The 12,578-nt window shown below is 35.3% G+C and carries 12 protein-coding genes; 2 read left to right on the forward strand and 10 right to left on the reverse strand.

Annotated elements, in window-relative coordinates; all coding sequences use genetic code 11:
- Positions 1–37: 37 nt before the first annotated feature.
- The 4 genes from BLT04_RS02650 to BLT04_RS02665 all read right to left on the reverse strand — a co-directional run bounded on the left by BLT04_RS02650 (position 38) and on the right by BLT04_RS02665 (position 5,647).
- Complete coding sequence (locus tag BLT04_RS02650) at positions 38–1,660, reverse strand: T9SS type A sorting domain-containing protein (RefSeq protein ID WP_089753407.1); 1,623 nt, start codon at positions 1,658–1,660, stop codon at positions 38–40.
- A gap of 22 nt (positions 1,661–1,682) precedes the next feature.
- Entirely contained in the window at positions 1,683–2,828 is a 1,146-nt protein-coding gene (locus tag BLT04_RS02655) for an autotransporter outer membrane beta-barrel domain-containing protein (RefSeq protein ID WP_089753409.1), read from the reverse strand.
- Between the two features lie 193 nt (positions 2,829–3,021).
- On the reverse strand, positions 3,022–4,809 hold the full coding sequence (locus tag BLT04_RS02660) for a 3-coathanger stack domain-containing protein (RefSeq protein ID WP_089753411.1): 1,788 nt from the start codon (positions 4,807–4,809) through the stop codon (positions 3,022–3,024).
- Positions 4,810–4,816: 7 nt separating this feature from the next.
- On the reverse strand, positions 4,817–5,647 hold the full coding sequence (locus BLT04_RS02665; protein WP_089753413.1) for an AAA family ATPase: 831 nt from the start codon (positions 5,645–5,647) through the stop codon (positions 4,817–4,819).
- 193 nt (positions 5,648–5,840) lie between these two features.
- On the opposite strand from BLT04_RS02665, the gene BLT04_RS02670 reads away from it, so the two are divergent.
- Together BLT04_RS02670 and BLT04_RS02675 are read left to right on the forward strand one after the other, a co-directional pair.
- A complete protein-coding gene (locus BLT04_RS02670; RefSeq protein WP_089753415.1) occupies positions 5,841–6,329 on the forward strand; it encodes a DUF6438 domain-containing protein in 489 nt (162 codons plus the stop codon).
- Between the two features lie 85 nt (positions 6,330–6,414).
- Positions 6,415–7,680: a DEAD/DEAH box helicase gene (locus tag BLT04_RS02675; RefSeq protein ID WP_089753417.1), complete on the forward strand. Its 1,266-nt coding sequence runs from the start codon at positions 6,415–6,417 to the stop codon at positions 7,678–7,680.
- Positions 7,681–7,777: 97 nt separating this feature from the next.
- Here the strand turns inward: BLT04_RS02675 and BLT04_RS02680 are convergent, their stop codons facing one another.
- The 6 genes from BLT04_RS02680 to BLT04_RS02705 form a co-directional block, all read right to left on the reverse strand.
- Entirely contained in the window at positions 7,778–8,542 is a 765-nt protein-coding gene (locus BLT04_RS02680) for a TatD family hydrolase (protein WP_089753418.1), read from the reverse strand.
- A gap of 67 nt (positions 8,543–8,609) precedes the next feature.
- Positions 8,610–9,575 (reverse strand): GSCFA domain-containing protein, encoded by a 966-nt coding sequence (locus BLT04_RS02685; RefSeq protein WP_089753420.1) that lies wholly within the window; start codon positions 9,573–9,575, stop codon positions 8,610–8,612.
- 96 nt (positions 9,576–9,671) lie between these two features.
- Complete coding sequence (locus tag BLT04_RS02690; RefSeq protein WP_089753422.1) at positions 9,672–10,643, reverse strand: polyprenyl synthetase family protein; 972 nt, start codon at positions 10,641–10,643, stop codon at positions 9,672–9,674.
- Between the two features lie 167 nt (positions 10,644–10,810).
- On the reverse strand, positions 10,811–11,107 hold the full coding sequence (locus tag BLT04_RS02695; RefSeq protein WP_089753424.1) for a type II toxin-antitoxin system RelE/ParE family toxin: 297 nt from the start codon (positions 11,105–11,107) through the stop codon (positions 10,811–10,813).
- On the reverse strand, positions 11,092–11,325 hold the full coding sequence (locus tag BLT04_RS02700) for a hypothetical protein (RefSeq protein ID WP_089753427.1): 234 nt from the start codon (positions 11,323–11,325) through the stop codon (positions 11,092–11,094). Before BLT04_RS02700 ends, BLT04_RS02695 begins: the two co-directional genes overlap by 16 nt.
- Before the next feature lie 107 nt (positions 11,326–11,432).
- Complete coding sequence (locus BLT04_RS02705) at positions 11,433–12,575, reverse strand: inorganic phosphate transporter (RefSeq protein ID WP_089753429.1); 1,143 nt, start codon at positions 12,573–12,575, stop codon at positions 11,433–11,435.
- Positions 12,576–12,578 lie beyond the last annotated feature (3 nt).

Below are 12,578 nucleotides of genomic sequence, written 5' to 3' on the forward strand. Positions count from 1 at the left end.
GTTTCTCCTTTTTTATGATTAAACTTTAGAATTACAATTATTTTTTAATGAATTTTTTAGTAATTTTCCCGTTTTCTGTCTGAATATTGATGATATAAGCTCCTGACGGAATACTCTTTACATCAACTTTATTATCGCTCCATGTACTGTTTATTTTCTTCCCGGAAATATCATACACTTCAATATTTTTTATTTTTGAATTCGATTTAATGTATAACATGTCTGTTGCAGGATTTGGATAGATATCCAGAAGATCTGCTTTTGCATCTTTTGTTAAGTCAAGCGTTAAAGAAATTTTCTGATCCGTTTTTCTGGCTTGTCTTATTGTCGATGGGCAATCTTCAATTTTTGCAAGAAAAGTTCCGCTGTACCTTACTTGTGTATTAGGAAGAAGAAGGATATAATTCCCTGCTTTCATTCTGATATTCTGATCTTGCTCTACAATATAATTGGTATGGGTGGTAATGGTATTGCTGGCCTGATAGGTATGATCTACATAAGTTTCCGGAACAGTAAGGGTATAAGAATCCGGGCAGGGGTTATCTGCTGTAATGAGCAATGGCGGCAGGGATTCCGTGGTTGTTCTTCCCTGCAGATTTATTGCATTAAGCATTACGCTGCTTCCGCCATAAACATCCGGATTATAAATTTTACTTAAATAATCTCTGTCCCTGTAATTGATATAGATGTCATTATATTTATTCCTTTGAATTGCATAGCATTCTAAATTTGGATTATTATAAATCTGATTATACACCAAAGATGTTGAAGAAGAAAGCATATCTATAGCATAAATATTTCCGGAGCCATTCATTCCTACATAAAGGATAGATGCGTCTTTATTAAACTCTGTTGTTGTAGGAGTCAGGCTTACGATTGATAAAAGATAATCGTTTGTTATTTTTCCTGTAGCGTTATTAAAGGACATTACTTTAGACTCATTATAAATTCCTGCCCATACATTAAGACTGATGTAATTTGAAAAGCTTGAGCTGATAGTAGGAGAAGAAGAAACTTTGGCATTGTAATATGAAGTCGGCGGTGTAATATTCATATTACTTACAACCGGATAAGTATTTAATCCCGAAGCATTTACCAGATAACTGTACATTTTTATATCCCTTGGAAAACATACCCAGACAGATTTCCCGTCAGCATGTGGCACAACCGTTACCCCAAAAGACGAATATGATCCTCCCAAATCATCAAAAAGCGTGATATTTTTAACTCCATCTACCACTTTTCCTAAGGGCTCGCCATTTGTTCCCAAAGCTCCTAAAGACATATCTATCAATGAATAAGAGACAATTCCTCCCGGAAAATTACTGGTAAATACATAATATTGCTTAGGATTTGTAGGATGCTTTACAAAAGATACCTGCCAGGCGGTTCCGTTATTTATTCCGAGGCCGTTTTCCATGACCTGATGCGCTCTGTTTCTGATCTGGCTTCCATCCGTATAGAACAGCAAGTTTCCGCTGTTGTCGCTTACAGTTCCACTGGCAAAGCCACTTGCTCTCTGGCTGTCTAATAATGTAGTGGTAGTTCCTGTAAATCTTACCCCTGCATAATTCCCGAAATACCAGTTATCATTCTCGCCCTGCGCAAACATTAATAATGGCAGGAGGCTTAATACAATTGTTATATAAATTTTTTTCATAGATTTTAATTTATATAAACAATTATTTCATTTTCTTTTCCAGAGCTTCAATACGTTTTTGCTGCTCGATTGTGTAAAGAGTAAGCTCTTCTATTTTCTTCAGGAGAAGGATATTCATCTCTTTTAATTCTATTCCTTTTTCGATGGCTTCCTTAGTGGTGGGAACTTCCGGTAAATGACCGTTTTTACTGATAAACTGATCTAAGTCGTTTAACGGCATCAACTGATAATTTTTTTCAAAAACATAATCTGCCCAGCCGTTATTTCCTGAAATATCTACCTTTATCTTTTCTGTTTTGATACCGTCTTTTACGAAAAGCTTATAAGTTTCGCCATCTGCTGCAACGCCATCCGCAGGCAGCTGGTTGGTAAATTGCCCGATTCCGATGGTTCCGTTGTTTCCTACGATCCAGTTGTTAATATTAAGTTCGTTATTTGAAGAAGTACTAATTGCCTGTACATTTCCTATATAAATATTATTGTTACCTCCCACTAAATTATCTGCTGTCATATTTCCAATCGCAATGTTATTAACTCCGCTTAAAAGTCCTCCCATCGCCCTTTTTCCTAATCCTACATTTCCAATCCCATTAAAAATATATCCCAATGAGCCAAATCCAAGTGCTGTATTTCCTGATGCGTTATCTGTTGGTGATGCAGTATAACGAGCCATAGAAGCCATTCCAATTGCTGTATTTTCAGTTAAAGTACCAGGCCCGCTGAGTGCATTTCCTCCTACAGCAGTATTTGCATTTCCTATGTTTCCATTCATCATTGTATTCGTTCCGATTGCTGTATTGGAGCTTGCTGTTGAGATATTTCTTCCTGCATTTACTCCAAATGCTGAATTTGCAATTCCTGTTGACTGGCTTGTAAGAGCACCAAGCCCTACAGCCGTATTTGCCAATCCCGTTGCCGTATCATTACCGCCACCTAAAAAAAGATTATTATTCCACCCCAGTCCGCCATCTATATTTTGGAAAATCACTCTTCCTGTAGTTGTAAGCTTAATCCATTCCTGATTATTTGTCTTAAAAACTAATGGCTGATTATCCGTAGTTCCAATAAAATTGGTTCCCGGATTTGTTCCGGCGTTTCCTGTAAGACTCCATTGAGCGTTTGCCGTAAAACTTATTACAGCAGAAAGTAAAATGATCGTTTTTTTCATGGTTGAAAATTATTTTTTTGATTCAAACAAATATACTTTTGAAAGACTGTAAATATTTTATGTAATTACCATTCAATGTTATAATTTTTCAACATTAATGGGTTTAATGTTATATTTTTTTTATCATTTATTTAATTTTAATGAAAAAAGGAGAAACATCTGTCTCTCCTTCTTATTTTATGAATTAATATTCTTACTGAACAATAATTTTCTTAGAAATACTTGTTCCGTTATCAAGCTTAATGACTAAAAGATAAGCTGATTTAGGTAAATTTTCAACCGGAACTGTAGTTTGATTTCCATTTAAAACATTTTTACCTGAAAGATCATACAAAATCCAGCCTGTAACTTTGTTTTTACCGGAATCAATTTTAACAATCGTAGAAGCCGGATTTGGATAAATCCTGACCTCTGAAACTGCAATCGTATTAGCTTTGGCAAAAATCGGCTCAATATTTGGCCCTACGCTATTGAAATTCAAGATCGTACACGGATTAATATAGGCTTTAAAATTCCCGGTTGTTTCTCCTTTTACAAAAAACCCGGGAAGCATATCGACATTTAAGCCTGCCTTATATTCCACATTCAGGTTATTATTAATTGCTGAAGAGGCAAAAATTGATTTTGATGCCTGAAAAACCTGAGAAGAAGTAACCGGGGTTGTAATATATAAAACATCCGGGCAAGCTGGTGCTGCGTTATGCGTTGGAATTAACTGAGGAAAAGAAAAACCGTTTTGTGCATTTCTCGGCGGTGTAATTGAGCTTAACGGATTTACCGTCGGGCTCCACAGATTAGGTGTATTGATTACGCGCCAGTCATAAGACTGATAAGATCCGCCAATGTAATTGCCAAACTTCACTGCTTTGACACCAAATCCATCATCCTGAATTTTAATATTTTGGATTAGATATATTTTTCCGTTTTTTGCCAGTTGTAAACTCGCCGTTATTCCGGATAATGCAAAATCATAATGCGAAGGAGTTGAATTAACACCAACCAGGCTTCCTGTACTGATGTTATACATCGCCAAACCTGATGAGCTGATTAACCCTAAAGGATACAGGCAAAGACAAGCCTCTGCACCAATAAAATACACGATATTGCTGTCAGGGGAAAACTCTGCGCTGTTCGGGTTCCCGCTTGCGTCATTATAATAGGCAGAATCGTTATTGACAGGAATAATATTAAAAGGATTGGTAACAGCCCCTGTTGTATTATTGAAATCATGCAGCCACACACTGCGGTAAGTTCTTGTCAATAATTTTTTAGCATTCGGAGAAATTTTAATAAAACCTCCGTAATTGGCTCCGGAGCTTACAACGGGTGTTGTATTCAGGCCGCCTGCACTCAGTTTGTAGGATAAAAAGTTACCGTTATTTGCTGTTACAATCCAGTAAGAGCTTCCGTCGCTCGCAAATGTAGAGGTCAGCGCATTGGTCGGAGAATTCGTAAACAGAACATTATTCTTTGAAATTACTTTTCCTAAACCTCCGTTCAAAGACATGTCTACAATGGCATATCTCAAACCATAGCTGTAAGATGAAAAAGGTGAAACAACATCCTGATCATCAATTCTTCTGTCGCCATGAATATAGAAAACATAATATACTGATCTTGAATTTGGTAAAGGAACAATGATGGATGATTGATCCGAAGGATTCCCAATTGCCTGAAACGGTGTATTCACGGGTGTTCCAAACAGATCATTCCCATTATCCATTATAACGCTGTTTTTATTATAGACATTATATCCGTTGGAAAAGAAAAGCAGATCGCCGGTATTCTTATCACTGATAACAGAACTTTGATACCTTATAGACGGGCTCAAATTCGTGGTGTGCGTAAAACCGTTCGGCGTGCTGTTGTCAAACTTCCATTTGTTGTTTCCGAACAGCCAGTTATCGTTCTCATGCTGGGCAAAGGAAAAACCGACCCAGAAAAGCATGAGAAATGGTAAAAAAGAAAATTTCGTCTTCATAATTAAATTATTTAGAAGCGTTAATTTCCTTTTTTAATGCCTGAATTTCTTCGTTTTGAGCTTTCAACTGTTTATTCTGATCGATCATGTGCAAGGTCAGCTCTTCTACTTTTTTTAGCAGAAGAATATTCATCTCTTTTAATTCAATTCCTTTTTCGATGGCTTCTTCAGTACTTGGAACTTCCGGTAAATGCCCGTTTTCATTAATAAACTGGTCTAATTCGTTTAACGGCATTAATTTATAATCCTTTTTGAAAACATAATCTGCCCAGCCGTTGCTTGCGGCAATGTCTACTTTTATCTTTTCAGTTCTGATTCCGTCCTGAACAAATAATCTGTACTCATTACAATCGCTGCATGTAGGTGTAAAGCTCAATCTTACTCCCATAAATACTTTGCCGTTTGCTCTTACGGAAAACTGAGGTTTGGAAAAATCTCCGGCATTTGGAGTCGGCGGCGAAGAAAGGGTCAGTAAGCCCACATCATTAGGTTGAAAATTGTCGTATGTAAGCCACAGCATATCCATTCCTGAACTAATATTCGGGGCCATATTTCTTATCTGCACGCCATCACTGTTGACATTTGAGATCAGCTGTGTTCTTCCGAATACCTGGAATCCTACATTCGGATCACTTGGAACACCTCCGACGGCTACATTCCCAGCTGCATTTACCCTCATTCTTTCAGCACCGTTGGTTTTTAGTACAAAATCTGACGCGTCCGTTGTGCCCAAAAAGTTGGTTGATGGTGTTGTTCCTGCATTTCCTGTTAGATTCCAAGATTGTGCGCTAAGAAAAGTAGTAGCCACGGTAGCTACCAAAAGAATTGTTTTTTTCATGGTTAAAATTATTTTTTTAATTCAACCAAATGTAATCACTAATCGATGATATTATTTTACGTAATTCCTTTATTAATTTACACTTTTCCAATGTTTGTGTTGTTTTTAGAAATAATATCAACTTATTATTAATTTTTAGCTAAAAACAATTTTTTGGAACACTTATTGAAATACCCCAGATCAAATTTAAATTATGAAATATTTATTAAGCCTTTTTGCATGTGTACTTATATTCTCATGCACTTCCCAAAACGTAAAATCAAAATATTCACAGATTGAATATGAAGCAACGCCATGCTTTGGATTTTGTCCGGTTTTTAAAATGACAATTAATGCAGACAGAACTGCTGTTTTGGAAGCCGAGCATTTTAATTTCACAAAAAATCCTTCAAAAGGTGAATTTTCAAATCCAAGAGAAGGAACTTTTAAAACCACCATCAAAGAAGGTGATTATAATAAATTGGTAGCTTTATTAGACGGGTTAAATGTTAAATCTTTAAACGATAAATACGGCACAAAAAATATCAGCGACCTTCCGACATCGTATCTCAGACTAAAATTGGCAGACGGAACCTCCAAAAACGTAGAAGATTACGGAAAGCACGGAACAGAAAAACTGGCCGAAGTATACAACTTTTTTGAAGAATTAAAGCATAACCAACAGTGGAATAAAGTGAAATAATGCCACTTAAAAATATTTAACCTACCTTTGTAAAATATAATTCCTTCAAATTGAAGGAATTTTCATTTAATTAAAAATAATTCATTTGAATTTCACAGACTTACAATTAATAGACCCTATTGCAAAAGCAATTCAAGAGCAAGGGTATACAACACCCACCCCGATACAAGAAAGATCGATTCCCGATATCTTAGATGGAAGAGATTTTCTGGGATGCGCACAGACAGGAACCGGTAAAACTGCGGCTTTTGCGATTCCTATTTTACAGAATCTTTCTAAAAATAAAACTCCGAACAGACATATAAAAGCGTTAATTCTTACTCCGACAAGAGAATTAGCCATTCAGATTGAAGAAAATATTAAAGCTTACGGAAAATATTTACCCTTAAAACATTTGGTAGTTTTCGGAGGGGTGAAACAAGGAAGCCAGGAAACAGCACTGAGAAAAGGGGTTGATATTTTGGTGGCGACTCCCGGAAGACTGCTTGATTTTATCGCACAGGGAATTATCAGCTTAAAAAATATTGAGATTTTCGTTCTTGATGAAGCAGACAGAATGCTTGATATGGGTTTTGTGCATGATGTAAAAAGAATTATCAAACTTTTACCCCAAAAAAGGCAGACCTTGTTTTTCTCGGCTACAATGCCTTCGGAAATTCAAAAGCTTGCCAATTCAATTTTGAATAATCCTGTAAAAGTAGAGGTAACGCCTGTTTCTTCAACCGCGGAAACGATCAAACAATCTGTTTATTTTGTTGAAAGAGACAATAAATTAAACCTTCTTACCCATATTTTAAAGAATGATATTTCGGATTCTGTTCTGGTATTTGCAAGAACGAAGCATGGCGCCGATAAAATCGCAAGAAAACTTCAGAATGACAATATTTCTACAGAAGCTATTCATGGAAATAAATCTCAAAATGCACGTCAAAACGCTTTAAATAACTTCAAATCCGGAAAAACGAGAGTTTTGGTCGCGACAGATATTGCCGCAAGAGGAATCGATATTGATGAGCTGAAATACGTTGTGAATTTTGAGCTTTCAGACGTTTCCGAAACCTATGTTCACAGAATCGGAAGAACGGGAAGAGCCGGTGCGGACGGGAATTCTATTTCATTTGTTGACGGCCTGGATTTATTGAACCTAAAAAATACAGAAAAGCTGATCGGGATGAAAATTCCTGTGGTGAAAAATCATCCGTTCCATACAGATGACCTGACAGTACAGAAAAGAGATTCTAATAACAAACCTTCCGGTGGAGCTCCTAATCCTGCAAGAAGCAACACAAAAAAACCGGCCTCTGTCGGATTTAAAAAGCCTAAGAATAAGAACTTTACACGTAAAAAATAAAAAAAGCCTTCCGATTTGGAAGGCTTTTTTTTTAGGTTTTGGCTAAAGCCAATTGATTTTCTATTTTAAAACGGACTAAAATCCGTTCCTGTTGATTTTAATGCTTAAATAATCTTTTTGCATTCTCTGTTGTGATCCTGTCAATTTCCGAAAAGTCTTTCCCGTAAATATTCACCAGCTTTCCGGCAACAAGATCAAGATAAGAACTTTCGTTTCGCTTTCCTCTGTGCGGAACCGGAGCCAAATAAGGAGAATCTGTTTCCAAAACGATTTTATCTAAAGGTATTTCGTGTAAAAACTGGTCAATTTTACCGTTTTTAAAGGTCACTACTCCACCGATTCCTAAAATGAAATTTAATTCAATGGCATGTTTTGCCTGTTCTAAATTTCCTGAAAAGCAATGGAAAATACCACGAAGTTTCGGATGTTTTTTTCTTTCTAAGACATTAAAAGTTTCATCAAAACTTTCTCGTGTATGAATAACAATCGGCAGATCTTTTTCAATTGCCCAGTCGATTTGCTGCTCAAAAGCCTTAACTTGAATATCTAACGTCGTTTTATCCCAATACAGATCAATCCCAATTTCTCCGATTGCAGGAAAAGCTCTCTGATCCAGGTAATTTTTAACAATTTCAAGTTCTTTTTCCCAGGATTCCGGTTTTACATAACAAGGATGCAGGCCCATCATTGAAAAAATCCGGTTAGGATAATCTGCTTCAAGCTGAAGCATTTTTTCATGAGATTCTGAGTCGATTGCGGGGAGATAAAACTCTGTAATTCCCTTATTTATAGCTCTTTGGATTGCTTCTTTTCTGTCTTCATCAAATTCTTCTGCGTATAGATGTGTATGTGTATCAATCATTTGAATTAAGTTATAAGTTTTGAATTATGAGTTTATAAGTCGTGCAATGCAATTTTTCACAAACAGCTCATAATTGATAACTATTAAAAATTTTATGCTTCACTTTTTGTCTTTGCTCTTCGATTCTTTCATTTAATTTCTCCTTAAACTCAATGTATTTCGGGTCTTTTTCGTCGTTGGTTTTGTGTTCCAGCGCTTTATTTATTTTAAAATTTTCTTTAATAAAATCTTTAGCTTCATCTGAAAAATAAGCTTCTCCGAATTTTTCGAAAATATAATTAACTGCCTGAGAGTTAGGATGTATCAAATCATCTTTATAAAAACGATAATCACGAAGATCATCCATTAAAATCTCATAAACCGGAAGATAATGACAGTTTTCCAATCCGGAAATTACTTCATGCACTGCAGTGATTAATTTTGACTTACTTAATTGATTTTCAACCATTCCGTCTTTTGTATGGCGCACAGGCGAAACGGTAAATAATATCTGAACGTCATCTTTACAAATGTCTTTTACATTTAAAATCGTGTTGTAAATGGAATCTGTCAATTCCTGATGGGTCAATAATCTTTTTTCAAAGAATTTTTGTGGGATTTTATGACAATTGGCAACCCGTTTTTGCTTAGGAATAAATTCATAAATAAATGAGCTTCCGTAGGTTATAATCACCCAATTTGAATCCTGAAGAAAAGAATTTCCTTCTTCAAGCTTTGCATTAATTTTATTCAATGTCTGATGAATGTATCGCGTATCAAAACTGGAATGATGATCCAATGAAATAAATTCGTCATTAAAGGTGATTAATTCCTCTTCTTCATAATATTCTGCATCATGGAGCCTTCTTATAGCATTGCTGATCGAAAATGGGTTAAAAATCGTCCCAAACGGGTTATTTACAGACTGAAGCTGGCCTTGCTGAAACAAATCTGACATTTCGGACGCAAAGCATGAACCAATTGAAAATATTTTGTCTTCAACATTGATTTTCCTTTCCGATGCTTTGATGTCAACTTCTGTTCTGAATTTCATTTTATTAGGGATTAGGGTTTAGAAATTAGGACTTAGATTTACAATCTTTTTTATACAAGAAACTAATTCCTAAGCCCTAATTCCTATTTCCTATATTTAACTCTCTCTTCTTAATAAATAATTTGCCAATTCTGCAAACGGCTTCTTCTTATCTTCCGGAATAGCGATTTTTTTAAGATAACTTTGGCCGATTTCGTTGTGCTTTTCAATTAAACGTAATGCTTTTTCGTCCACTTTCGTTCTTCTGAAAATCTTTTCAACATTGTAAACTTTATCGATATTATCGGTTTTTTTAGAATACCAGTAATCAAGTTCCTTTCTTTCTTCCTCTGTCGCGTGCTCTCTCGCCATCAGGTAAAGAACCGTTTTTTTATTTTCGTAAATATCACCGGCATGTTTCTTTCCAAACTGCGCCTGATCACCGAATACATCAAGATAGTCATCCATGATCTGGAAAGCAATTCCGATATGTTTCCCGAAATTGAATATCGCTTTTGCATCTTTGAAATTCGCCTTCGCAATCAGTGCTCCGATCTCGAAAGATGATGCGCTCAAAACTCCGGTTTTATAGGTAATCATTCTGATATAATCATCAAAAGTCACATCGGTCTGGGTCTCAAAATTGATATCATATTGCTGGCCTTCGCATAATAAAAGCCCGGTATGGGTAAAAATCCTGACACATGCCTTAAACACCTCAGGTTCAAGATCTTCAAAAAACTTGTAGGCTTTCAGCATCAGTCCGTCTCCTGAAAGAATTCCTACATTAATGCCGTGTAAAGTGTGAATGGTAGGCTTGTTTCTTCGTAAAGGTGCTTCATCCATAATATCATCATGGATCAGCGTAAAATTATGGAAAAATTCGATCGCCAAAGCTGGTTTGATCGCTTCTTTAAGATCACCGCCAAATAAATCACAAGCCATTAAAACCATAATCGGACGAAGACGCTTACCACCATGGGAAATGATGTAATTCATCGGGTCATATAATTCCGTAGGTTTATCTTTGAAAGTGTATTTAGTAATGGCATCAGCAACAATTTGTTGGTATCTGTCTAAAAATTCCATAAAATCTTATAATTTGAACAAAAATACAATTTTTCGAGGCTTTATAAAACAAAAATCCTCACCGTTTTTATTAAGTGAGGATTAAAATTTTATACTTGTACTATTTATAGCAATTTGTTTTAATTGATTTAAATATTCATTCATTTTAGTAAAAAATTTTCTAAAAATCATTTTAATTTCAATGTTTTGGGATCTTTACTTCCATGCCGGATTGTTAATACATAAATTTTATCATTTATAACTTCATAATACAAAAGATATTTATGAATAATTTTAATATTTACATTGTCAATATCTGTTTTTCTTCCTGTTTCAGAAAATTCAGCAATCAAATCTAGATGCTCTTTAATTAAATTATTAAGTTTTATACTAAATGAATTAGATTTATTTCTTTCAATCCAGTATTTAAGAATATCAATTAACTCATTTTTAGCTTTATTTGTCCAAATTATTTGCTTAGCCATTCATTAATCTCTTTTTGAACTTCAGCATCTGATAAAACTTTTTCATTTTTAATTTCATTTCTAGCTTCCATAATTGCTTTTTTTTCATCTTCATTGGTTAAATAAACAGTTTCATCATTTTGAAATTTCAGTAATTGCAATAACTCCTTTAGCCTAACTTTATCAGTTATGCCTGTAATCTGATTTATTAAATCTATTTTTAATTCTGCGGTACTCATTATTTGCAAATTTAATCAATATAAAATTATAAAAATTTTCTCAATTCTATAAAACAAAAAACTTTGCCCGGTTGAGCAAAGTTTATATTAATTTTAAAAATATCTGTTTAAGATAAAAATGTTACTAAAAGATAAGTAATTCCTGCAACAATTGCTGAAATAGGAATTGTTAATACCCAGGCCCAAAGTAAGCTTACAGTGATTCCCCATCTTACTGCAGAGATTCTTTTTGTTAAACCAACTCCGATAATAGAACCTGTAATGGTGTGTGTTGTAGAAACAGGAATACCAAAATGGTCGGTAAGGAATAAAGTAATAGCACCGGCTGTTTCAGCACTTACTCCTTCTAATGAAGTTACTTTTGTGATCTTTGTACCCATTGTTTTAATGATCTTCCAGCCACCGCTCATTGTTCCTAAACCGATTGCCAGGAACGAAACCAATGGAACCCAAAGGTAATGTGAAGCAAAAAAGTTGAAACGATCGGCTGAAGGAATGTTCAGATAAACAGGATCCTGCAACATATTAACATGATAATAGATCAATGCCGCACCAATAATTCCCATTACTTTCTGAGCGTCATTTAACCCGTGACCTAAGCTGAATAATGCCGAAGAAGCCAATTGCAGTCTTTTGAAAGATTTATCTGCTTTATGCGGGTTTGATTTTTTATAAAGGTGAACGATAATTAATGTAATAATGATCGAAATAATCATTCCAATGATCGGCGCCATAAAAATGAACAGGAAAATAGGAATTACCTTATCAAATTTCACAACACTCTGATGGGTAACCTGATTAAAGGCTTCCTTGAATGTATCCCAGAAACCTAAATTCGGTTGTGCAGCCGCAACATCGTGATAATCCATCATGAAAGCATGCATTAAGGCCGCTCCTAAAAACCCGCCAATCAGAGTATGCGATGATGAGGAAGGAATCCCGAACCACCATGTTAAAAGATTCCATAAAATAGCCGCGACAAGCCCGGAAAATATGACTTCAAGAGTGATAAAATTTTCATTTACCGTTTTGGCGATCGTATTACCGATTTTAAACTCTCCGATAATGTAAGCAGCGATAAAAAAGGCTGCAAAATTCCAAAGCGCTGCCCAAAGTACAGCCTGGAAAGGAGTTAAAACTTTTGTAGAAACTATAGTTGCAATTGAGTTGGCCGCATCATGAAAACCGTTGATGTAATCGAAGATAAGCGCAAGAACAATAATTACTATAAGTAAAATAGGAAATTCCATTTT

The sequence above is a fragment of the Chryseobacterium soldanellicola genome (assembly GCF_900100115.1).
GTDB lineage: Bacteria > Bacteroidota > Bacteroidia > Flavobacteriales > Weeksellaceae > Chryseobacterium > Chryseobacterium soldanellicola.